The organism is Cupriavidus sp. D384 (assembly GCF_001652915.1).
Lineage (GTDB): Bacteria > Pseudomonadota > Gammaproteobacteria > Burkholderiales > Burkholderiaceae > Cupriavidus.
The window spans coordinates 1-21,995 of the sequence record NZ_BBQI01000050.1 but is presented as its reverse complement, the minus strand read 5'-3'; the positions used below and the strand labels follow the sequence as shown (position 1 = coordinate 21,995).

The window sequence follows — 21,995 nt, the reverse complement described above, 5'->3', positions numbered from 1 at the left end:
TGAAACACGTCGATCTGGTATCTTTACGCCTTTGCGAAGCGTCCCGTCGTGCCCGCCTGCTTACCCGCCGGCCCCGGTTCGCCAAGTTCGTGTCGTCATCCCTCGGCCGTCTCCCTCCACGTCATCCGTGTTGCGCGCTTCGCATGTGAATGTATCCATGCGAGTCTTTTCATGTCGACCTCCAGCAGTACTGCCGGGGCACTGGGCGCGCAAGGCGGCCACGCCGCCCGCCCGCTGACCGGCCAGGATTACAAGACGCTTGCCCTCGCTGCACTGGGCGGTGCGCTTGAGTTCTACGATTTCATCATTTTTGTTTTCTTCGCCAAGGTAATTGGCCAGCTGTTCTTTCCGGCTTCGGTGCCGGACTGGCTGCGCCTGCTGCAGACCTTCGGCATTTTCGCGGCCGGTTACCTGGCGCGTCCGCTGGGCGGCATCATCATGGCCCACTTCGGCGACCTGCTGGGCCGCAAGAAGATGTTCACGCTGTCGATCCTGCTGATGTCGGTGCCGACGCTGCTGATGGGCCTGCTGCCCACCTATGCGACCATCGGCCTGATGGCCCCGATGCTGCTGCTGGTGCTGCGCATCCTGCAAGGCGCCGCCGTGGGTGGCGAAGTGCCGGGTGCCTGGGTATTCGTGTCCGAACACGTGCCCAAGCGCCACATCGGCTACGCCTGCGGCACGCTGACGGCGGGCCTGACGGCAGGCATCCTGCTGGGCTCGCTGGTGGCTACCAGCATCAACGCGATCTTCGACCCGCAGGAACTGCTGGCCCATGGCTGGCGTGTGCCGTTCGTGCTGGGCGGCATCTTCGGCGTGGGTTCGATGTACCTGCGCCGCTGGCTGCACGAGACGCCGGTGTTCGCGGAACTGCAGCAGCGCAAGGCGCTGGCCGCCGAAATGCCGCTGAAGGCCGTGGTGCGCGACCATCGCGGCGCCGTGGTGATCTCGGTGCTGCTGACGTGGATGCTGTCGGCCGGCATCGTGGTGGTGATCCTGCTGACCCCCACCTACCTGCAGACGCTGTTCGGTTTCGACGCCCGCACGGCGCTGATTGCCAACAGTGCGGCCACGCTGTTCCTGTCGATCGGCTGCGTGGTGGCCGGCGTGCTGGCCGACCGCATCGGCGCCCGCCTGACGCTGACCATCGGCGGTGCGCTGCTGGCAGCCACGGCCTACCTGCTGTACACCACGATCGGCACGCGCCCTGACCTGCTGCTGCCGCTGTATGCGCTGGCCGGCTTCTTCGTCGGCACGATCGGCGCCGTGCCGTACGTGCTGGTGCATGCGTTCCCGGCGCAGGTGCGGTTCTCGGGCCTGTCTTTCTCGTACAACGTCTCGTACGCGATTTTCGGCGGCCTGACCCCGGTGATCGTCTCGCTGATGCTGAAGACGGACAAGCTGGCCCCGGCACACTATGTGGTCGGTGTCTGCATCATGGGCATCATCACCGCGCTGTTCGTGCGCAAGCGCGAAGCCTGATGTAACGCTTGCGGCGTTCTCCGGCGCGCCCGGACAAAAAAAGGGGAAGGCCAGAAGCCTTCCCCTTTTTTCATTCCGGTGGCCGCCGCGTCATGCCGCCCTGCGATGCTGCCGGAAAAACTGCCACATCATCCAGCTCGCGTCGGGGCCGATCTCGCTGTGGTACTGCACGCTGGCGTCACCACCGCTCCAGGCGTGATCCAGGCCAGCCACTTCCACCAGCCGTACCAGATCGCGATTCCAGCGGCCGAAGCGCGCTTCACGATAGTCGCCCGTCTCCAGCGGCCCGGCGTCGTTGGCGCAATCGAGACGCTTGCCGGCGCGTTCGCTCAGCCCGTTGTAGGTCAGGAACTGGCGTGCCAGCAGGCGGCCGTTGACCGGATTCACGGCATCATCGGTCATGCCATGCACGACGATGGCCGGCATCTCGGGGCCACCGGGCGTCACGCCGGCGGCATCGAGCAGCAAAGCCGGTTCCAGTTCGGTGCCATGGCGCATCGCCTTCAGCCCGGCGCCCGGATTTCCGGCCGCACCGATCACCACGCCCGAGTGCAAACCCACGGCCGCCACCTTCTCGGGGTAGCGCAGCGCCACCACGGCCGCCATGGCCGCCCCGGCGGACAAGCCCGCCAGATAGACCTCGCCGGGGCGTACGTCGGGCCGGCTCGCCAGTTCATCGATCAGCATGGCTACGGCCTGCGCCTCGCGCCCGCCCACGCCATCGCCGAGATCGAACCACTGCCAGCAGCGGTGTACCGAACGGCGCAATGGCTGCTGCGGATAGGCCACCATGAACCCTTCGCGCTCGGCCAGCGCGTTCATGCGCGTACCGGCGGCCAGGTCTTCGGGTGTTTGCTGGCAGCCGTGCAGCATCACCACCAGCGGCAACGCGCCCTTGGCGCCAGACGGAATATAGAGACGATAGGACAGCTGCGGCACCAACTCGCCTGGCAGCGGTTCCAGGCCCAGCTTGTGGGATTGCCACGCACCGGGCAGATCGGCCGGCGCAGGCTCATCCGCCGCGGGATATCGCAGTCGCTGTGCGGCCGGCTGCGCCGTACCAAGGCGCCCCAGCCAGGAACGAATTTGCTTCGCGGCCCGGTATTGCGAGTGACCGATTTGTCGCCACTGTGCATCCCAGGCCGGAGACAGGCTTTTGGCCATATGAAGACTCCTGCTCAACTAGGAACGAGTCCCCTCCTGTATTTGTGCGACGCAGCATAACACACGCGACGTGATGAATTACCGTCATTGTCTGCAAGATGCAACATGAATTTTGGAAACAAAGATTTCCTTGCAGGACCTCCCTCACCCGAACGCGGGAGCCGGTTCGAAAAAACTTACGTCATGCCGACGAAAGAATGCAGAACGACGGCAAATACATGTCATTTAGGGGCATTTATACTGGGCAGCATAAGAATCCAGTGGATCGATCCGCGCGGCGATGCCTTTCGACCGTCACGGCGCAAGCGCCCCCTCCTGCACGTTGTGCCCATTCCGCCAGGCATGTCGCCATGCCGGTGGCGATAGCGCTTTGCGCGCAAGCGCGCCACTGGCTCCCGGCCGCGTACGCCTGCGTGCCGGCGATGTGCTCTATGCGCAGGGCCGCCCCACGCTGGCGGTCTATCCCGTTCGATCCGGCGGGATCAAGCAGGTCTACGAATCCCACCTGGGATGGCGTCAGGTAAGCGGCTTCTTCCAGTGCGGCGACGTATGCGGCCTGGAAGCGAACGAGCCCGCCACCCATAGTGCGAGCGCCGTCGCGCTGCAAGACACCGAATGCTGTTCGATCCCCATTGAATCCGTCCATGGCAGCCTGGCTGACCCGGGCTTGCGCCCCGCCATCCAGGGCAATTTGCGGCGGCAGGCTAGCCGGCAGGCCGAACTGCTGGTTGCCATCGGGTCGATGAAGGCGTCCCAGCGGCTGGCGATGCTGCTGCTGGACCTGGCGGCCGAACAGGCGCGCCGCGGCATCACCGACGGCGAATTGACGCTGGCGATGACCCGCAACGATATCGCCAGCTACCTTGGCCTGACACTGGAAACGGTGTCGCGACTGCTGTCGCGTTTCCGCTCGGTGGGATTGATCACGGTGCGGCACCGCATGCTGCGGATCGTCGATCCCGACGGGCTGGCCGAAGTCCACGCGGACCCGGAGCGCATCGCGCTGCGCGGCCCGGGCGACTGAGCGTCCCGTTCCTGGCGCCCCGACCGACCGAGCAGAGAGATCTCGGCCCGGTCTCGGCTTCCGGCTACTGCTTTGCCACCTGGTCCCACCCCTCGGGCGCGAAGGTCCGGATGGCCCCGGCCCGCGACGCCGTACCCTTGCCCAGGTCGCGCTCGTAGAAGCGGCGCTCGCTGTCGAGCATGAACGTATGCACGCCCGATTCGGCATAGCGCGCCGGCCATGCGATAAACGCAAACTTGGCATCGCTGCCCTTCGGCGGCGCGATCACACGGTACCGATAGCCGAAGAAGGCTTCATCGGGCGGCGTCTCAGGGCCCATCGCCAGGGCGTCCGGACCCAGCGGACTATCGTTTTCCTTCGACGCCGACGGCCAGTACAGACCATTCGTCTTGCCTGGCGTGCTGACCAGCTGCCCGGCATAGGCGCCCTTGCCAACCTGCTCGGCATAGCGCTGCTGCGCATCCGCCAGTTGCAGCAGCGTGTCCATCGCCACAATCTCGTTGCGGCCGATCCGGCGAACCCGGACTTCACGCTCGCCCGCGGTCAGGTCGAACTGCCATCCCGCCTTGCGCTTCACGAGCGGTACCGGAAAAGTCCATCCGCTGCCTCCAACCTCCACGCTGGCCAAGTTCTCGCCGTCCTTGCGAATGGCATGGTGGCTGGCCCACGCGCCGAGGAAGTCGTAGATGTCCTGCTGGTCCAGACGCGGCGGCACGATGCGCAGGTACTGCGCGCCCAGCACGCGCTTGAGCGCGTCGGTGTCGCTACGCGCCACGCCATCGCCCAATGCATCCATCGCTGCCTCGGGCGAGGGGAATACCTGCTGCGCCATCGCCATGGCCGGCGCCGCGATCGACGCGGCCGCCAACACGGCCATGGCCAGCGCGCGCAACGACTTCCAACCGCGTGCGTTTCCGCCAGTTCCCTGGTTGAGCTTCATCGTTACCTCCGACCGTGACCGAAATGACCGCCGCCAGCACCGCCTCCGCCGCCGAAATGCGCGCCACCCGCGTTTCCGCCGCCGTGGAAGCCGCCCCCGCGTTCCGGCATCGACCGCTGCGTTGCCTGACCTCCCGCGTGCTGCAGCCCGCTGCCGCCGCGTTGGGTCTGCTGGCGCATGCGGTCGCCATTGCCGGCATCGTGGAAGGCGTTGGCATGATTGCTGTCACGCGCCCGGTTGCGCGCTTCCGCCTGGTCGGCGTGCTGGCGGTCGGCCCCGGCCGGGCGCGGATTCTGCCCGCCGCCCTGGCGGTTGACACCCGGCGAGCCATGTCCCGCGATCGACTGGCCGGTGCGGCCCTGGAACGACTGCGCGGCGCGGTCGCGTGCGGCATCGCGCTGGCTTTGCGCGCCGCCGGCCTGCCCGGGCCGTTGAGGATTCTGTACGCCTCCGCCGCCTTGCCCCAGCCGCTGCCCACCGGCCTGCCCCGGCTGGGTACGATTTGCCAGCGCCTGCTGCCGCTGCGAATCGAACCGGTTGGCGACATTGGGATTGTTGTACGGCACGTTGCCGCGGTTGGCGGGGTTGTGCTGCCAGTTCACGTTCGCGCGGTTGGCGTCGAGCCGCTGGTTCACGTTGATATTGTTGTAGCGATTGACGTTGATGTTGACGTCATGCGCGCCCCAGTTGAACCCGCCCCACATCGAATTCACGGCCGCCACGCCCAGCCCGAAGCCGATACCGGCAACCAGCGACGTCGCGAACACCGACCCCGGCGGCGGGGGATAGTAGGCGGGTGGATAGGCAGGGTACGGCCAGGTGCCGTAGACCACGGTGGGGTTGTACGCAGGCACGTACACCACCTGCGGGTTGGCCGGTTCGATCTGCACGATCGTCGTACCGCCGCTTTGCTGCGTCACCACCTTCTGTTGCTCGGTGGTCTTCAGCGTGCCGGCCTGCTGGGCCTGCACGCGCAGCCGCTGCACCGAATCCATGACGTCGTCGGGCTGCGCGAGGAACGCATCGCCGACGGACTGCACCCACTGCGGCTGGCGCCCCATCATGTCCATGACCGATGGGAACGCCACCAGCGACTGCACGCTTGGATCCCACTGCTCGCCGGTCACCGCCTTGGTGGCGGCATCTCCCGACAGGCTCGGATTCGACTTCGACCACTGCGCGGCGGCAGCCACGTCGGCGGGATACGTCGACGCCATCAGCACCTGCGACAGCAGTGCATCGGGATATAGCGCCACGGGCGCCAGCAACTGGTCGAGATGTGGCTTGTCGAGCCTGGCCTGGGCCAACGCACTGCCAGCCGCAGCCAGCAGGGTCAGCCCGAGCAGCCAGGCAAGGATTTGTCGCATGCGCAACATGATCACTCCCTCAATGACGAAAAAGGACCGCTACACCTGCCTGCCACCGCTGGCCCGGGCCGTTGCCCGATGTCGATGACTTACTTGCGGGCCTGCGCGCACTCCTGCCGGTAGGCTTCTTCCAGGCGTTTGCGTTCGGGCGCCCGTTCGAGCGTGGAATAGTTGCGCCCATCCGCCGTGGTGACACTCGACTGCCCCTGCGACCACTGCGGCCCGGCGGGCAATGCATTGATCTTGTCGAGCAACTGGCGGCAATGCTCCCGCTGCGATGTGCCGGACGAGGCGCCCGGATCATCCACGACAGACGTGGCGGGATCGAGCATGCGCGGCGGCAGCGGAGCAATCATCGGCGTGGACGGGTCCGTCGAGGGCGCCGCCTGCCCATAGGCGGTGAACGGGACCACGCATACTGCTGCAGCAATGGCTGCCAAAACCTTTCTCACCAGAAAAACTCCAGAATTCAACGGCAACGCGATCGTTGCCTTGCGACAGCTTCCGGCTTGCGTGGCCGCTGCGGTGTCATGCATCCACCTTGCCAGTGCCCCGCCTGCCGGTACGGTTGCGCAGCAGCTCCAGTTGCAGCAGCGCATCCGCAAGCATACTCTTCAGGCGCACATTTTCTTCCTCAAGCTGCCGCATGCGCCGTACGTCAGCGGCATCGGCATGCCTTGGCGGCCCGTACCTCGCGCGCCATCCATAGAACGAGGCATCGCTGAAGCCATAGCGCGCGCACAGTTCCCGCACGGGCACGCCATTCGCGGCCTCGGCGAGGTACATGCGGATCTGCTCCTCCGAATAGCGTCTGTTCACCGATGCCTCCGCTCGTGGCCTCCCCCGCGCGGCGGGCGCAACGGCCTGCCGTTCATGCCGGTAAGTTAGCGCAGCCCCTGCGCAAAAGGAATTCAGTGTCTTCGCCGTACGAGTTAAGCAAAATGAATCAGTCCATCGACAGGGTCGACGATCCTGGCGGCGGCAGCCCCATGCGGACTCGCCCCCCATATGGGGCATGCATTGCCAATGCCATTAAATTTTGTTTTTCCAACTTGGAATATTCCGATGCCGAATTCATGCCCGAACATCCAGTTGAAACACTTTTATGGTGCCCCGCGCGATAGCGTTTCGTGAATGCCGCGCACGGTCTTTCACCCTGCATCGTCCGTACCATGCGGGTTTCCGCCTTGTATGTATGTATGAACAAAGCACCTTTGCGCGTGCGATGACAAACATGACATCAAACGCGGTTCTAGTACTTTCCAAAATGTTGTATTAAGATTTCTTCGCATCAACTAAATTTCAAACGCCTGCAAGGCACGCCTCCCCGGCGTTCGCAGACAGGCGTCCGGCAGCCCCTTCACCGTCACGGTGATGATGGCGACTGCCGGGTCCGGGCCTGAGGAAGAGGAGCCACTGCCGTACCGCACATGCCTTCGACGCATCGTCGAAGAAGCGCGGCATTCGTGGATGTGCCCGCGTGCAAAGACGCGGGTTGCGTTGCCCGGGCGTACATGTTTTTCGTTCCCCGCCCCTTGTTGTTTCATGCTGTATTGGTCGCAGGCGTTGCGTGGTGTCAGGACCGGCAACGACAGGTCTCGCAGTCACGAAGTTGCAACGCTTCGCCACAACAAAAAAATAGAAGTCTCGGATCGGGAGAAGTCAGTATGCGGCACGTCAGTACCAAGCTATTGCATGTGTTCGTCCTGCTCATGGAGTACCGCGACCTTGGCGCGGTAGCAGCTTGCACCCAGGGACGCATTCCAACCGTGGCCTACAGCCTGGCCCGCCTGCGAGAGATCACGGGCGATGCGCTGTTCGTCAAGCGCAACGGCACGCTTGAGCCAACGCCGCATGCCGTGCGGCTCGAACAGACGGCCCGGCAGATCCTGGCGCGCTGGAGCCTGCTGGTGCAGCCGCAAGACCAGGCGGCCCAGGCGGCTGGCAATGGCCGGCGCATTTCGATCGGATTTTCATCGTCGATCGGCGATCCGGTCATCACGGAAATCCTCACCACCCTTTGCGAACGCTTTCCGCACGACAGCTTCGTCACGCGTCCGGTCATCGCCGATGCCGCGCTAGGCGACAGTCTCGATGCCGGCGCGCTCGATTGCGCGTTCGTGGTGGATGGCGGCCAGGTGCCGGACAACGTGACGCCGCATAGTATCCTCGCCACGCCCCGGCGCCTGGTGAGCGCCACGCGCGGCGGCACGAACGACGAAGCCGAAACCGACTGGATCCTGCTGCAGGAGGATTGCGAAAGCGGCAGCCCGCTGCATGCGTTCCTGGCGCGACGCGCCAATACGCCGGGGCATCGCGAGACGGTGGTGCCGTCGTGGCATACGCAGATTACGCTGCTGCATTCGGCCGGCGGCATCTGCCCGGTCCTTGACTTCAACGTACCGCTGGTCACGCGCGACCGCAAGACCCGGCTCCTGGCACCGCCGGCAGCCTTCCCCGCCTGGGCAGCACTGCATTTCTGGACCCCCCAGCGAGCGCAGGACCGCACGGCGCTGCGTGACATCATGGACGTGGGCGCATCGATCCTGCGCGATCCGCTCAAGGCCATCGACGGCCGCCGCCACGCACAGCACCACGCACCCGCACTGGCCGCGATAGCCTGAGCCCGGCGTCCGGCAGACACGACGCATCACAGAAAACTTATCGGCTGACAGGCCCCCGATGGCGACATCGCGGGGCCTTGTACATTTCCCCTGCGCAATCGCACGACTCTTTCGTGCATTTTGCGAATCCTCTTACTCCCATCTGCGCCCGCGGGCATTAACCTCGCCGGGCATCGCAGTATTGCGGATTCTCTCCCATTCGATCCGCAACGCCGGGTGCGCGCAGAAGATGCGTGTTTGCGCCGTACGCCACGCCCGCGTGCAGCGCAATTTTGACGCCAGCGCGAAGCCGAACGCTGAAGAGACATGTGTACAGGACAGGAGTCGATGGATGACGTTGAGGATTTTGCTGGCCGACGACCACCCCGTCATTACGGCGGCGATCCGGGCCAGGTTACAGACGCAGACCGGCTGGGAAGTCTGCGGGGAAGTGATCAGTGCCACCGAGTTGCTGCAGCAGGCCGATATCCTGCGACCCGATGTCGTGGTCACCGACTATCACATGCCCGGCCCTGCCGAGCTGGATGGCGTGCGCCTGATCACGGCGCTGCGCCGCCGGTACCCGGCCATGTCCGTGGTGGTGCTGACAATGATCACCAACCCGCTGGTGCTGCGCACGATTCTCGATGTCCGCGTGCAAGGCTTGATACTCAAGGACAGCCAGCTGTCCGAGATCGTGACGGCCATCGCGCGCGCGCAGCGGGGCTTTACGTATATCGGCAAGTCGGCCTTGCGGGCGCTGGCACCCACCGAAGTGCGTCCCATGATGCCCATTGGCCGCGAAGGCATGCAGCGGCTGTCGGCACGGGAAACGGAAGTCCTGCGCCTGTACCTGACCGGGCGCACGGTGACCGAGATTGCCGCCACGCTGTGCCGCAGCGTCAAGACCATCAGCAGGCAGAAAAACTGCGCGATGCACAAGCTCGGCGTCAGCAACGACCGCGAGCTGTTCGAATGCGCGGCCCTGCAGGGCATGGTGCTGCCACAAGGGTACTGACCATGGATGCTGCTCGCTATAATCAGCCACTCCCGCGGCCGCGCCCTCCGGCCCAGCCGAATCTCCTGCCGCGCGCGGGCATGCCCGCCGCGCCTTCCACGTCCATGTTGCCGCCATCCCCATCTTCTCCTGCCCCCCCGACACGCACGGTTCCGGCCCTGATGATCGCCGCACCGGCATCGGGTCAGGGCAAGACCACCGTCACCGCGGCGCTGGCGCGGCTGCACGCACGCCAGGGCCGGCGCGTGCGGGTCTTCAAGACCGGGCCCGATTTTCTGGACCCGACGCTGCTGGCGGCGGCAAGCGGCGCGCCGGTGCAGTCGATCGATCTCTGGATGACAGGGGAAGCCGACGCCCGGACGCGTCTGGCCGACGCGGCGGCCCAGGCAGACCTGATCCTGGTGGAAGGCGTGATGGGCCTGCACGATGGCACGCCAAGCAGCGCCGATGTGGCGCGCCTGTTCGGCCTGCCTGTGCTGGCCGTGATCCAGGCGGGCGCCATGGCGCAGACGTTTGGCGCGCTGGCCTATGGCCTGGCGCACTATGGCGCGCCGTTCCGGGCGATGCACGTACTGGCCAACGGCGTTGGCACGGCCCGTCATGCCCAGATGCTGCGCGAGAGCGTGCCGCCGGGTATCGCGTGTGCCGGCGCGCTGGCGCGTGACGCTTCGGCCAGCCTGCCGGAACGGCATCTTGGACTGTTCAGTGCCGACGAATTGCCCGATCTCATGACCCGGCTCGACACGCTGGCCGACGCGCTGGCCGCGTTGCCACTGGCGCACCTGCCGGAGCCCGTGACGTTTGCCCCGGCGGCCAGCCCGTCACCGCCAAGGCTGCTGGAGGGCCGGCGGATTGCCATTGCGCGCGACGAGGCCTTCCGCTTCATCTATCCCGCCAATCTCGAAACGCTGACCGCGCTCGGCGCGCACATCGCATGGTTTTCGCCGCTGCGCGACCACGCCTTGCCGCCATGCGACGCCGTGTGGCTGCCGGGCGGATATCCCGAGCTGCATGGCGCAGCGCTGGCGGCCAATACGGCGATGCACGCAGCCCTGCGCGACGCGCACGCGCGGGGCGTGCCGATGCTGGCGGAATGCGGTGGGATGATGGCGCTGTTCGAGCACCTGGTCGACAAGGAAGGCGTCAGCCATGCCATGGCCGGCCTGCTGCCGGGAACGGTGACGATGCAACGCAGGCTTGCGGCGATTGGTCACCAGGCGGTTACGCTACCCGAGACAGGCGAAGTGCTGCGCGGCCACACGTTCCACTATTCGAGCGCGGCAACGACGTTGACGCCGGCGGCCAGGGCCGTGTCGCCACGCGATGGCGGCACGGGCGAAGCGGTGTACCAGGCCGGCAACCTCACCGCGTCGTATGTCCATTTCTATTTCCCGTCGAATCCCGCCGCGATTGCGGCGGTGCTGGGGGCGTGATGACGGGCATTCGATAGCCGCGGCGCCGGGTGGCCGCCGGGCCGGTCAGGCGGCGTCGCGCTCGGTGCGGGCCACGGCGTCGGCGATACCGGCTTCCAGCTGGGCCAGCCCCTTCGACAGGTTGTGCATCGTCGTTTCCGACACGTCCGCAAGAATATCCTGCAGGAAAGCCGAACGGCGCGGCATGGCCTGATCGACGATGCCGCGGCCGAGGTCGGTCAGCGTCACGTTGGTCATGCGGTTGTCGCGCTCGCTGGTGGAGCGCTCGATCCAGCCCAGTTCCTGCAGGGCCTTGAGTTGGCGCGTCAGGGCGCCGGGGTCCATGCCCACGCGGTCGGCCAACGGCTTTTGCGCGATCGGGCCTTCGTGCCCGTACAGGGCAAACAGAATGCGCCAGCGCGGCAACGGATGCCCGATGCGCTGTTCGAACGCGGCGGCGTATGCGCGGTACGTGCGTCCGAACTGTTGCAGCACGGCCAGGCTTTGTCGCTCCAGTTCCAAAATCCAGTCTCCAGTTGGCAGATATCAGTCCGCGGCCATCGCGGGTTCATGCACCCGCGCCAGCCTGATCGGCGGTACGCGGCGCACCCGCCATATGCCGATCAGCGCCGCAACGGCCGCCAGCAGCAGGCCCAGATGGATGGCGCTTACCAGCGACACCCGTGCCTGCTCCAGCAGCAGGGCTCCATTGTGCCCTGCCTTTTGCAGATGGGTCAGCAATTCCACTTGGGCAGCCTTGTCGATCAGGATCTGCGGGTCGGTCATCCTGGACGCCCAGTCCGATGCATTGGCAGATGCCAGCGACGCCGTGACCCCTGCGGTATAGCTGCGCGTCACCAGCGTGCCCACCAGCGCCGTGCCGACCATCCCCCCAACCATGCGCAGCGACTGCAACATTGCGGTGGCAATGCCCAGATGGGAGCGTCCCGCCGTCTGCTGGGCGAATACGGTCAGGTTCGGCAGCACGAAGCCCAGCCCCAGACCTGCGCACAGCATGATGGAGAGCAGCACATTGTGATGCATGCTGCGCGTAGCCTGCGACAACCCCAGCAGCGCGAGCGCCAGCATGGCAAACCCGGCGTACAGCATGCTGTTGGGCTGCGGAATGCGCGTAATGATACGGCCATTGACGATGCTGCCAACCGTAATGCAGACCACCAGCGGCGTGACCAGCAGGCCCGCCTCCTTGGGCGAGTAGCCAAATCCGCCCTGGAACAGGAGCGGCGCGTACAGCAACAGCGCAAACATCGCAAAGCCGCCCAGCACACCAAGCAGGAACAATGGCGCCAGCGCCGGATTACGGAACATGTCGAGTGGCAGGATCGGCGCCTCACAGCGGCGCGACCATTGCCACAACGCAACGAACGAAGCACATGACAGCACCATCAGGCCGATGGTCACGATATCGAAGCCGCGCTCAGGCAGCCATTCCACCGACAGTTGCAGGCTGCCCAGCCCGGCCGCGATCAACAGTGCGCCCAGCCAGTCGATGCGAACCGCTCCGCCAGGCCGTTGCTGGCGCAGATGCGGCAGATAGCGCCAGGCAATGATCAGACCCAGCAGCCCCACCGGCACATTGATATAGAACACCGCGCGCCAGCCATACCACTCGGTCAGCAGGCCGCCCAGCGACGGCCCCAGCGCGTTGGCCAGTCCGAAGGCCGTACTCAGAATGACCTGCCAGCGCAGGCGGACATGCGAGTCGGGAAACAGGTCGGGAACGCAGGCGAACGCCGTGCCCACCAGCATGCCGCCGCCAATCCCCTGCAGGGCACGCGCCGCCACCAGGTAGGGCATGCTCGACGCCATGCCGCACAGCACCGAAGCCACCAGGAATACAACGATCGATGCCAGCACGAATGGCTTGCGCCCGTAGTAATCGCCGAGCCGGCCGAAGATTGGCACGGTGACCACCGATGTCAGCAGATACGCCGTGGCAACCCATGCGTAATACTCGAACCCCTGCAATTCCGCCACGACCGTTGGCAACGCCGTGGATACCACAGTCTGGTCCAGCGCCACGAGCATCACGACAAAGGCGATACCTAGCATTGCCAGCAGCGACTCACGGAATGGCAACACCTGCCCTTTGCTGCCCAACTGCGCCTCACCCTGCACGTGACCCGAATCCGATGCCATTTCTGTTGCCCGATCAATAATTGTGCGATCAATGATCTTCCGATTATAGGGCGGCCAAATTGGTTCCGCAGAAGATTTTTGGCGCTCCTGCGATGGGCTTTTCGGATCGGTGCGATGATTGGCGGCAGCAGGCTTGCAGATGGCTGCCACAGGTGCGCCAAAGGAAACACGACGATGACCTTCCCCCATCTGACCCGTTTCCTGCACAAGCGGGAACCGCTGCGGCACGCGCAGGCCTGAACAGGAAGCACCACGACGCATCATTCGCATCATCCAGCCCCCGGGAGATTGCATGAAGCCAGTCACATTGATCGGCGCACCCACTGATGTCGGCGCCAGCATTCGCGGCGCTTCGATGGGCCCCGACGCGCTGCGCGTGGCCGACATCGCCGGTGCCCTGGCGCGCAACGGACTGCAGGTGCGCGACCTGGGCAACCTGAGCGGACCCGGCAACCCGTGGCAGGCACCGGTCGACGGCATGCGGCATCTTCAGGAGGTGCTGTCCTGGAACGAGCAGGTGTTCGAGACCGCCTACGCCACGCTGGCCGCTGGTCATATGCCACTGCTGATGGGGGGCGATCATTGCCTGGCGATCGGCTCGGTCAGCGCGGCCGCCCGCCATTGCCGCGAACAGGGCAAGCGGCTGATGGTGCTGTGGCTGGACGCCCACGCCGATGCCAACACCGGCAGCACCAGCCCCACTGGCAATATCCACGGCATGCCCGTGGCCTGCCTGTGCGGCGACGGCCCGGCACCGTTGACGGCCCTCAGCGGGGTTACGCCGGCAATGTCGGCGCAGCAGATCCGCCAGATTGGCATCCGCAGCGTCGATGCCGAAGAAAAGCTGCGTTTGCGTCAACTGGGGCTCACGGTCTACGACATGCGCTATATCGACGAAAACGGCATGCGCCAGACGATGGAGCAGGCATTGTCCGGCATCGATGGCAATACCCACCTGCATGTCAGCTTCGACGTCGATTTCCTCGACAGCCAGATCGCGCCCGGCGTGGGCACCCCGGTGCGTGGCGGCCCCACCTACCGCGAGGCGCACCTGGCCCTGGAAATGATCGAGGACACCGGGGCGCTCGGTTCGCTCGACGTGCTCGAACTGAACCCGGCGCGCGACGTGCATAACCAGACCGCCGAACTGGTGGTGGAACTGCTCGAGAGCCTGTTCGGCAAGTCGACGCTGTAGTTACTGGCGCACGCCTGGTGCCGGTGCGGCGGCGGGAGCCGGATAGCCGAATGGATTGCCACCAGCCTGGCCGCCCGAATCGCGGTCATACCCCCATTCCTCCGCCACACAGGTGGCGCGCACCGCCTGGTCACCGCCCAGCGTCATCAGCACGAAAAACAGCAGCTCGACGATGTCGTTGCAGTAGCCGCTGCGGAAGTCCGGCAACGCCTTGCCTGCGCAGCGTGCGGCCCGCGCGGCAAAAAAAAGAGGCAGCCCGTAAGCTGCCTCCTTCATGCCTGCGGACCATGCCGCGGGACGGGGTCAGGACGCCGACTTGCTGCCGTTCGACGTGCTGCCCGTGGTGGTGCCGGCATCGGGTGCCGCCGCACCGGTCGCCTCGTTCAGGCCGCCACCCAGCGCCTTGTACAGGTTGACCTCGCTGGTCAGCTGGTTCAGGCGGGCCTCGATCAGCGCCTGGCGCGCCGTGAACAGCTGGCGCTGCGCATCGAGCACGGTCAGGTAGCTGTCGACACCGGTGCGATAGCGTCCTTCCGCAAGACGGTAGTAGTCGGAGCTGGCTTCCACCAGCCGCGTCTGTGCCGCGACCTGGTCGGTGTACGTACCGCGTGCGGCCAGGCCATCGGACACCTCGCGGAACGCGGACTGCACGGTGCGTTCATACGTGGCGACGTTGATGTCCTTCTGGATCTTCGCGTAATCCAGGCTCGCGCGCAGGCTGCCGGCCGTGAAGATCGGCAGCGTGATCTGCGGCGAGAACAGCCACGTGCCCGATCCCGCATCGAACAGGCCCGACAATTGCCGGCTGGCCGTGCCACCCGACGCCGTCAGCGTGATGCGCGGGAAGAACGCCGCGCGCGCCGCACCGATGTCGGCGTTGGCCGATTTCAGGCGGTGCTCGGCCGACAGGATGTCGGGGCGGTATTGCAGCAGGTCCGACGGCATGCCGGCGGGCACTTCCGCAACAAGCTTCTGGTCCAGCGGCAGGCCTGCGGGCAGGTCGGCCGGGATGCCGGCGCCAAGCAGCAGCGTCAGCGCATTGACGTCCTGTGCGACCAGGCGCGTATAGCGCGACAGCTGCGCACGCGCGTTCTCGACCTGCGTCTGCGACTGGCGCAGGTCCAGGCGCGATGCAATGCCTTCCTCGAAGCTGCGCCGCGTCAGGTTGTACGTGCGTTCATACGCGCCCAGCGTGTCGCGCGTGACCTGCAGGTTCGCTTCATCCGCAAGCTGCGTCAGATAGGCGTTGGCTACGCTGGCCACCAGCGCGATCTGCGTGCTGCGGCGCGCTTCCTCGCTGGAGAAATACTGCTCCAGCGCCGCTTCGCTGAGACTGCGCAGGCGCCCGAACAGGTCGATCTCCCATGCCGTGGTGCCCAGCGACACGCCGTACTGGCTGCTGATCACGCGCTGACCCGTACTCGAAAGATCGGCCGGCACGCGCTGGCGGGTGCCCTGGCCGGTCGCCCCTACTTCGGGGAACAGGTCGGCGCGCTGGATGCGGTACTGCGCCCGGTACGCGTCGACATTGAGCGCGGCCACGCGCAGGTCGCGGTTGTTGTCCAGCGCGACCTGGATCAGCCGGTGCAGGCGCGGATCGGCAAAATAGTCGCGCCAGCCCAGTTCCGCTGCGGCGGCCACCTGTGCATCGCCGCCCGAGGTTGCGTAGGCGTCGCCCTGCGGATAGGCCGCGTCAACCGGCGCAGCCGGCCGTTCATACGACGGGATCAGGCTGCAACCGGCAAGGGCCGCCACGGCGGACAGGCAAAGTAGCGTCTTTCTCATGCTTGGGCTCCCGTTTCCTGGGAGGACGGTCCGGATTTGCGGCGCCGCTCCTTGATCGACGTGACCACCACGAAGAACAGCGGCACCCAGAAGATTGCCAGCACCGTGGCGGTAATCATGCCGCCGATCACGCCGGTACCGATGGCGTGCTGGCTACCCGCGCCGGCGCCTTGCGACACCGCCAGCGGGAACACGCCAAGCATGAACGCCAGCGACGTCATGATGATCGGACGCAGACGCATGCGGCAGGCCTCGACCGCCGCCTCGACCACGCCCTTGCCGTGGTCATGCAGGTCCTTGGCGAATTCGACGATCAGGATCGCGTTCTTCGCCGACAGGCCCACCGTGGTGAGCAGGCCCACCTGGAAGAACACGTCGTTCGACAGCCCGCGCGCCAGCGTCGCCATCAGCGCGCCGATCACGCCCAGCGGCACCACCAGCATCACCGAGAACGGAATCGCCCAGCTTTCATACAGCGCGGCCAGACACAGGAACACCACCAGTAGCGACAGCGCATAGAGCGCCGGCGCCTGCGCACCGGACAGGCGCTCTTCGTACGACAGGCCGGTCCACGAGTACGCAATGCCCTGCGGCATCTGCTTCATGATGTCCTCGACCGCCGCCATGGCCTCGCCCGAACTCTTGCCGGCAGCCGGCTCGCCCAGGATTTCCACGGCCGGCACACCGTTGTAGCGCTGCAGCTTCGGCGAGCCATAGCCCCACTTTCCGGTGGCGAACGCCGAGAACGGCACCATGTCGCCCTTGTCGTTGCGCACGAACCACTTGTTCAGATCCTCGGGGTTCATCCGCGCGTTGGGACGGCCCTGCAGATACACGCGCTTGACGCGGCCGCGGTCGATGAAGTCGTTCACGTAGCTGGAGCCCCACGCGATCGACACCGTGCTGTTGATGTCGCTCAGCGAGATACCCAGCGCGCGGGCACGTTCGTCATCGATGTCGAGCACGTACTGTGGCTCGTCGTTCAGGCCGTTCGGACGCACGCGCTGCAGCGCCGGGTTCTTGGCGGCCAGCGCCAGGAACTTGTTGCGCGCTTCCATCAGTGCCTCGTGGCCCAGGCCGGCCTGGTCCTGCATGTAGAAGTCGAAGCCGGTGGCATTGCCAAGCTCCTGCACCGCGGGCGGTGCAAAGGCAAAGGCCAGCGAGTCGCGGAACGTGCTGAACTTGGCCTGCGCGCGCTTGGTCAGGTCGAACACGCTCGTGGCATCGCCCTCGCGTTCCTTGAACGGCTTGAGCAGGATGAACGCAAGACCCGAACTCTGGCCACGGCCGGCAAAGTTGAAGCCGTTCACCGTGAACAACGACTCAACGATCTTGCCTTCGTCATTGAGCAGGTAGTTGCGCATCTGGTCCAGCACGGTCTGCGTGCGCTCGGCCGACGACCCCGGCGGCGTCTGCACCTGGGCATACAGCACGCCCTGGTCTTCTTCCGGCAGGAACGACGTCGGGATCCGGGTGAACAGGAAGCCCATCGCCAGCAGGATCAGCACGTAGACCAGCAGGAACGGCGCGCGGCGCTTGAGGATGCCCACCACGCCACGCTCGTACTTCTGCGTGGACCGGATGAAGCCCCGGTTGAACCAGCCGAAGAAGCCAGCCTTGTGCTCGCCGTGGTCGCCCTTTTCGATCGGCTTGAGCATCGTCGCGCACAGAGCCGGCGTCAGGATCAGCGCCACCAGCACCGACAGCACCATCGCGGAGACGATCGTGATCGAGAACTGGCGATAGATGACGCCTGTGGAGCCGCCGAAGAACGCCATCGGCAGGAACACGGCGGACAGCACCAGCGCGATGCCCACCAGGGCGCCCTGGATCTGGCCCATCGATTTCCGGGCGGCCTCCTTCGGCCCCAGCCCCTCCTCGGACATCACCCGCTCGACGTTTTCCACCACCACGATGGCATCATCCACCAGCAGGCCGATAGCCAGCACCATCCCGAACATGGTCAGGGTGTTGATGGAGTAGCCGAACGCAGCCAGCACGCCGAACGTGCCCAGCAGCACCACCGGCACCGCGATCGTCGGGATCAGCGTGGCGCGGAAATTCTGCAGGAACAGGTACATCACCAGGAACACCAGCACGATGGCTTCGAGCAGCGTCTTGACCACTTCCTGGATGGAGTCGGCAATCACCGGCGTGGTGTCATACGGGAACACCGCCTTGATGCCCGGCGGGAACGACGGTTCCAGCTGGTTCAGCGTGTTGTGGATGTTCTTGACCGTTTCGAGCGCGTTGGCGCCCGATGCCAGACGAATGGCGATACCCGATGCAGGCTTGCCGTTGTACTGGGCATTGATCGAGTAATCCTGGCCGCCCAGACCCACTTCAGCCACGTCGCGCAGGCGCACCTGCGAGCCGTCCGGGTTCACCTTCAGCAGGATGTCGCCAAACTGCTCGGCGGTCTGCAGACGGGTCTTGCCGATCACCGTGGCGTTCAGCTGCTGCCCGCGCACCGCAGGCAGGCCACCCAGCTGGCCCGAAGCCACCTGGACGTTCTGCGCCTTGATGGCGTTGCTGACATCGAGCGGCGCCAGCTGGAAGCTGTTGAGCTTGGCCGGGTCGAGCCAGATCCGCATCGCGTATTGCGAGCCGAACACCTGGAAGTCACCCACGCCCGAGGTACGCGAGATCGGGTCCTGCAGGTTCGAGACGATGTAGTTCGACAGGTCTTCCCGCGTGGTGGCCGGATCGGTCGAGATCAGGCCCACGATGATCAGGAAGTTACGCACCGACTTGGTCACGCGGATGCCCTGCTGCTGCACTTCCTGCGGCAGCAGTGGTTGCGCCAGGGCCAGCTTGTTCTGGACCTGCACCTGCGCGATATCGGGGTTGGTGCCCTGTTCGAACGTGGCCGTGATGGTCATGCTGCCGTCGGAGTTCGATTCCGACGAGATGTAGCGCAACCGGTCCAGGCCGTTCAGTTGCTGCTCGATCACCTGCACCACCGTATCCTGCACGGTCTGCGCCGAAGCGCCCGGGTAGTTCACGGAGATGGCGATGGTGGGCGGCGCGATGGCAGGGTACTGCGTGACCGGTAGCGAGCGTATCGACAGCACGCCGGCCAGCATGATCACGAGCGCGATCACCCAGGCAAAAATCGGCCGCTCGATAAAGAAATTAGACATGGCAAATCCTTATGCGTCGGTCCCGATCAGGACTTGGCGGCCGGCGCCGAAGCTGCGGCCGGGGCAGAGGCCGGTGTCGCGCCCGCTTGCGCCGCGTTGGCTTCGGTCGCCTTCACCTTGGCACCGGGCCGCACGAACTGCAGGCCTTCGACGATGACACGGTCGCCGGCCTTGAGCCCATCGGTCACAAGCCAGCTGGTGCCGATAGTGCGGTCGGTCTTGAGCACGCGCAGTTCCACTTCGTTGTTGGCGTTGACCACCAGCGACGTCGGCTGCCCCTTCAGGTCACGCGTCACGCCACGTTGCGGCGCCAGGATGGCCGATTGCCTCACGCCTTCGGCCAGACGGGCGTGCACGAACATGCCAGGCAGCAGTTCGTTGCGCGGGTTCGGGAACACGGCGCGCAGCGTCACCGATCCGGTGCTCTGGTCGACGGCCACTTCGGAGAACTCCAGCCGGCCGGCTTCGGCGTAGGTGCTGCCATCCTCGAGTTGCAGCAGCACCTTGGCGGCATTGGACCCGGCGCCCTGAAGCTGGCCATTGGCGAGTTCCTTGCGCAGGCGCAGGATCGATGCCGACGGCTGGGTCACATCCACATAGATGGGGTCAAGCTGCTGGATCGTAGCAAGCGCGTTGGCCTGGCCGTTGGTGACCAGCGCACCTTCGGTGACCAGCGAACGGCTGATGCGGCCCGAAATCGGTGCCAGTACACGGGTGTAGCGCAGGTTGATATGCGCCTGATCCACCGTCGCCTTTGACTGCAGGTACGAAGCCTGGGCTTCGGCATACTGCTGCTTGCTGACCGCCTCGTCGCCAACCAGACGGCCGTAGCGTTCGGCCAGCAGCTTCGACGACGCGAGCGTGGCCTCGGCGCTCTTCGCGGTGGCTTCGTAGGTGGACGGGTCGATCTGGTAAAGCTGCTGACCCTGCTTGACGTCCGTGCCTTCGACGAACAGACGTTTCTGAATGATGCCGTTGACCTGCGGGCGAACTTCGGCGATCCGGTACGGCAGGGTGCGACCGGGCAGGGACGTATCCAGCGTGACGGTTTCGTCCTTCAGCGTGACAACTTTCACTTCAGGCGTCTGGGCCGCGGGGGCTTCGTTCTTCTTGCCGCAGGCGGTCAGGGCCGTCACGGCAAGAGCCAGCATGCCTGGAATCAAAGCACGCCTGGCGCGCATTGCTTGCATAGCGATTTCCTCGAGGATGAAACGGAATTGGTCTTCTTGGTCCCGGCCGAAGCCGGGCGGGCGCCACGGCGCGCGTGGACGCAATTGGCGTGCCTGCACCAGGCACGTATCGGATAACGGCTCAACGGATTGTCGCCATGGGCCCCTGCTTTCGCCGGCTTCGCCGGCCTGGAGGAAAACTGAACACCGGCCACGCCGCGCGCGCGTCCGGCACAGGACCGTCCGTCTGGACCGTCCTGCTCCCCGTACTCTCAAATGTCCTGCCCGAATCTTCGATTATCGGGACTACTGTTGCGTGCGTAAGGCCGTGCTCCGATCTGGGCGGGCATCGTCTTGCCGATCGACAACAATAATCGTTTTCACCGATATCTGCAGACGCTCACTTTTCTTGTGGCGTCTTTCACACAATCTGCGCCGGTTTCCCGGCTTCGGCAGTTCCCTCCTCCAAGGTGAGCCACCCATACCGCAATGCAGCATTTGAGCCGCCTGCCTGGCAAACAGTTCAATAAGCATGCTGCCTATTTCCGTCGCTGGCCGATATGCTACCAGCTGGAAGATAAATCAGGATGACAGAAAATTGCCTGTAATGAAGTGAAATACTCCATTTGTCCGGGGGAATTCGAAAGATTTGCTTGGAAATCGAATAGTGCCCCCACGACTTCGCCTGTTTGCGGGACAGTGTTTTGCGTGATTGGAACAGTGATCGGCATCCACGAGGTGTCGATTACTTCAATAAAAAACCCCGCCAGCTGGCGGGGCGGGTGATTCTCCAGGGTCCGAAGATCGTTATGCGCCATCGAGGAATCGATTGCGCGGACCGAGTCGACTGCCCAACATCGGACCATTCCAGCGCATGTCACCACGATAGGCGGACGCACCAACGAGATCCGGCTGGACCGCAGCGGGCGCCGGTTGATAAGACGGCGCAGGCGATTGATAGGACTGCGGCTGCGGCGCCAGGTTTTGTCTTGTCGAGCTGTCAGCGCCCTGGCTGTACGGGTCGAACTTGTCGCCGGCGCGAGCACCGCTGGTATTAGGATCGTAGGTCCCGCTGGCGGTCGCACCGCCTTGTGTATACGGATCGCGCGGTCCCGGCGTCATTTGCGCAAAAGCGGATATCGAAATCAGGGCAAGCGCCCCGGCTGCAATCACACTTCGGGGTCGAATCATCGGCATGGCCTCACCTCCGGAAAGCGGTGGGACAACAGGCGTGCTGTCCCTGTAGCCACTCATGAGCGAAAGGCGTGCCGGATATTTTTGCGCCGATATCGGCACATATAACGGGGATTACAAGGAAATCAGGCGGATGTGCCCTTGAGCTTTTACAAGGCTCCGGTAAGGGCTGCATCGAAGGGATCTGGCGCGCTGCGGCCACGCCTTCGCGCCCGCTCACATGACGGGGGGCAGTCATTTTTGGTACTTGCGCCGCATCCCAGCGCGCGATCGCATTTCATGCGCGCCAAAGCAAAACCCCCAAGCTTTTGGGCTTGGGGGTTCTGGGTATAAGAGCCT

The 21,995-nt window shown here is 65.1% G+C and carries 19 protein-coding genes; 6 read left to right on the top strand and 13 right to left on the bottom strand.

The genetic code is table 11. The features are described 5' to 3' along the window. The first annotated feature begins 171 nt into the window (after positions 1–171). A complete protein-coding gene (locus A9J21_RS13400) occupies positions 172–1,482 on the top strand; it encodes an MFS transporter (protein ID WP_066736326.1) in 1,311 nt (436 codons plus the stop codon). A 90-nt stretch (positions 1,483–1,572) separates the two neighbouring features. Here the strand turns inward: A9J21_RS13400 and A9J21_RS13395 are convergent, their stop codons facing one another. Further along, positions 1,573–2,421, bottom strand: a complete 849-nt coding sequence (locus tag A9J21_RS13395) for a PHB depolymerase family esterase (protein ID WP_231906920.1) — start codon at positions 2,419–2,421, stop codon at positions 1,573–1,575. 595 nt (positions 2,422–3,016) lie between these two features. On the opposite strand from A9J21_RS13395, the gene A9J21_RS13390 reads away from it, so the two are divergent. After that, positions 3,017–3,670, top strand: coding sequence for a Crp/Fnr family transcriptional regulator (locus tag A9J21_RS13390; RefSeq protein WP_231906919.1), 654 nt, complete (start codon positions 3,017–3,019; stop codon positions 3,668–3,670). 64 nt (positions 3,671–3,734) lie between these two features. Here A9J21_RS13390 and A9J21_RS13385 read toward each other — a convergent pair whose 3' ends face one another. From A9J21_RS13385 to A9J21_RS31945, 4 genes are all read right to left on the bottom strand, one after another. Next, positions 3,735–4,610, bottom strand: a complete 876-nt coding sequence (locus A9J21_RS13385; protein ID WP_066736322.1) for a DUF2950 family protein — start codon at positions 4,608–4,610, stop codon at positions 3,735–3,737. 2 nt (positions 4,611–4,612) lie between these two features. Next, positions 4,613–5,986, bottom strand: a complete 1,374-nt coding sequence (locus A9J21_RS13380) for a DUF3300 domain-containing protein (RefSeq protein WP_066736320.1) — start codon at positions 5,984–5,986, stop codon at positions 4,613–4,615. Positions 5,987–6,066: 80 nt separating this feature from the next. Then, the gene (locus A9J21_RS32320; protein ID WP_231906918.1) at positions 6,067–6,513 is read right to left on the bottom strand and encodes a hypothetical protein; all 447 of its coding nucleotides are present in this window, start codon (positions 6,511–6,513) and stop codon (positions 6,067–6,069) included. After that, positions 6,506–6,796 carry a transposase gene (locus A9J21_RS31945; RefSeq protein WP_066736318.1) on the bottom strand — a complete coding sequence of 97 codons (291 nt, stop codon included), beginning with the start codon at positions 6,794–6,796 and terminating at the stop codon, positions 6,506–6,508. Before A9J21_RS31945 ends, A9J21_RS32320 begins: the two co-directional genes overlap by 8 nt. 848 nt (positions 6,797–7,644) lie before the next feature. Here A9J21_RS31945 and A9J21_RS13365 point away from each other — a divergent pair. The 3 genes from A9J21_RS13365 to A9J21_RS13355 all read left to right on the top strand — a co-directional run bounded on the left by A9J21_RS13365 (position 7,645) and on the right by A9J21_RS13355 (position 11,031). Further along, positions 7,645–8,601 (top strand): LysR family transcriptional regulator, encoded by a 957-nt coding sequence (locus A9J21_RS13365; protein WP_066736317.1) that lies wholly within the window; start codon positions 7,645–7,647, stop codon positions 8,599–8,601. A gap of 331 nt (positions 8,602–8,932) precedes the next feature. After that, positions 8,933–9,598 (top strand): response regulator, encoded by a 666-nt coding sequence (locus tag A9J21_RS13360; protein WP_066736312.1) that lies wholly within the window; start codon positions 8,933–8,935, stop codon positions 9,596–9,598. A 104-nt stretch (positions 9,599–9,702) separates the two neighbouring features. Next, positions 9,703–11,031, top strand: a complete 1,329-nt coding sequence (locus tag A9J21_RS13355; RefSeq protein ID WP_231906921.1) for a cobyrinate a,c-diamide synthase — start codon at positions 9,703–9,705, stop codon at positions 11,029–11,031. A gap of 45 nt (positions 11,032–11,076) precedes the next feature. Here A9J21_RS13355 and A9J21_RS13350 read toward each other — a convergent pair whose 3' ends face one another. Both A9J21_RS13350 and A9J21_RS13345 read right to left on the bottom strand, forming a co-directional pair. After that, positions 11,077–11,532 (bottom strand): MarR family winged helix-turn-helix transcriptional regulator, encoded by a 456-nt coding sequence (locus A9J21_RS13350; RefSeq protein ID WP_066736310.1) that lies wholly within the window; start codon positions 11,530–11,532, stop codon positions 11,077–11,079. Positions 11,533–11,556: 24 nt separating this feature from the next. Continuing rightward, positions 11,557–13,170: an MFS transporter gene (locus tag A9J21_RS13345; RefSeq protein WP_066736309.1), complete on the bottom strand. Its 1,614-nt coding sequence runs from the start codon at positions 13,168–13,170 to the stop codon at positions 11,557–11,559. A gap of 292 nt (positions 13,171–13,462) precedes the next feature. On the opposite strand from A9J21_RS13345, the gene rocF reads away from it, so the two are divergent. Beyond that, on the top strand, positions 13,463–14,365 hold the full coding sequence (rocF, locus tag A9J21_RS13340; protein WP_066736308.1) for an arginase: 903 nt from the start codon (positions 13,463–13,465) through the stop codon (positions 14,363–14,365). On the opposite strand, the gene A9J21_RS13335 is transcribed toward rocF, so the two are convergent. The 6 genes from A9J21_RS13335 to A9J21_RS30980 form a co-directional block, all read right to left on the bottom strand. Beyond that, entirely contained in the window at positions 14,366–14,641 is a 276-nt protein-coding gene (locus tag A9J21_RS13335) for a hypothetical protein (protein ID WP_066736307.1), read from the bottom strand. It lies immediately after the preceding gene. Between the two features lie 27 nt (positions 14,642–14,668). Then, positions 14,669–16,150, bottom strand: coding sequence for an AdeC/AdeK/OprM family multidrug efflux complex outer membrane factor (adeC, locus tag A9J21_RS13330; protein WP_066736306.1), 1,482 nt, complete (start codon positions 16,148–16,150; stop codon positions 14,669–14,671). Continuing rightward, entirely contained in the window at positions 16,147–19,293 is a 3,147-nt protein-coding gene (locus tag A9J21_RS13325; protein ID WP_066736301.1) for an efflux RND transporter permease subunit, read from the bottom strand. Before A9J21_RS13325 ends, adeC begins: the two co-directional genes overlap by 4 nt. 26 nt (positions 19,294–19,319) lie before the next feature. Beyond that, positions 19,320–20,483: an efflux RND transporter periplasmic adaptor subunit gene (locus A9J21_RS13320; RefSeq protein ID WP_066736300.1), complete on the bottom strand. Its 1,164-nt coding sequence runs from the start codon at positions 20,481–20,483 to the stop codon at positions 19,320–19,322. Between the two features lie 542 nt (positions 20,484–21,025). Further along, positions 21,026–21,280, bottom strand: coding sequence for a hypothetical protein (locus A9J21_RS31540; RefSeq protein ID WP_156545866.1), 255 nt, complete (start codon positions 21,278–21,280; stop codon positions 21,026–21,028). After that, on the bottom strand, positions 21,270–21,659 hold the full coding sequence (locus tag A9J21_RS30980) for a hypothetical protein (RefSeq protein ID WP_082926409.1): 390 nt from the start codon (positions 21,657–21,659) through the stop codon (positions 21,270–21,272). Before A9J21_RS30980 ends, A9J21_RS31540 begins: the two co-directional genes overlap by 11 nt. Positions 21,660–21,995 lie beyond the last annotated feature (336 nt).

What these genes read in the sequence shown, in the direction of transcription:
- A9J21_RS13400 (WP_066736326.1), top strand. Translation starts at nt 172, where the DNA reads ATGTCGACCTCCAGCAGTACTGCCGGGGCACTGGGCGCGCAAGGCGGC.
- A9J21_RS13385 (WP_066736322.1), bottom strand. Translation starts at nt 4,610, where the DNA reads ATGAAGCTCAACCAGGGAACTGGCGGAAACGCACGCGGTTGGAAGTCG.
- A9J21_RS13380 (WP_066736320.1), bottom strand. Translation starts at nt 5,986, where the DNA reads ATGTTGCGCATGCGACAAATCCTTGCCTGGCTGCTCGGGCTGACCCTG.
- A9J21_RS32320 (WP_231906918.1), bottom strand. Translation starts at nt 6,513, where the DNA reads ATGCATGACACCGCAGCGGCCACGCAAGCCGGAAGCTGTCGCAAGGCA.
- A9J21_RS13365 (WP_066736317.1), top strand. Translation starts at nt 7,645, where the DNA reads ATGCGGCACGTCAGTACCAAGCTATTGCATGTGTTCGTCCTGCTCATG.
- A9J21_RS13360 (WP_066736312.1), top strand. Translation starts at nt 8,933, where the DNA reads ATGACGTTGAGGATTTTGCTGGCCGACGACCACCCCGTCATTACGGCG.
- A9J21_RS13355 (WP_231906921.1), top strand. Translation starts at nt 9,703, where the DNA reads ATGTTGCCGCCATCCCCATCTTCTCCTGCCCCCCCGACACGCACGGTT.
- A9J21_RS13345 (WP_066736309.1), bottom strand. Translation starts at nt 13,170, where the DNA reads ATGGCATCGGATTCGGGTCACGTGCAGGGTGAGGCGCAGTTGGGCAGC.
- rocF (WP_066736308.1), top strand. Translation starts at nt 13,463, where the DNA reads ATGAAGCCAGTCACATTGATCGGCGCACCCACTGATGTCGGCGCCAGC.
- A9J21_RS13335 (WP_066736307.1), bottom strand. Translation starts at nt 14,641, where the DNA reads ATGAAGGAGGCAGCTTACGGGCTGCCTCTTTTTTTTGCCGCGCGGGCC.
- adeC (WP_066736306.1), bottom strand. Translation starts at nt 16,150, where the DNA reads ATGAGAAAGACGCTACTTTGCCTGTCCGCCGTGGCGGCCCTTGCCGGT.
- A9J21_RS13325 (WP_066736301.1), bottom strand. Translation starts at nt 19,293, where the DNA reads ATGTCTAATTTCTTTATCGAGCGGCCGATTTTTGCCTGGGTGATCGCG.
- A9J21_RS13320 (WP_066736300.1), bottom strand. Translation starts at nt 20,483, where the DNA reads ATGCAAGCAATGCGCGCCAGGCGTGCTTTGATTCCAGGCATGCTGGCT.
- A9J21_RS31540 (WP_156545866.1), bottom strand. Translation starts at nt 21,280, where the DNA reads ATGGCGCATAACGATCTTCGGACCCTGGAGAATCACCCGCCCCGCCAG.
- A9J21_RS30980 (WP_082926409.1), bottom strand. Translation starts at nt 21,659, where the DNA reads ATGCCGATGATTCGACCCCGAAGTGTGATTGCAGCCGGGGCGCTTGCC.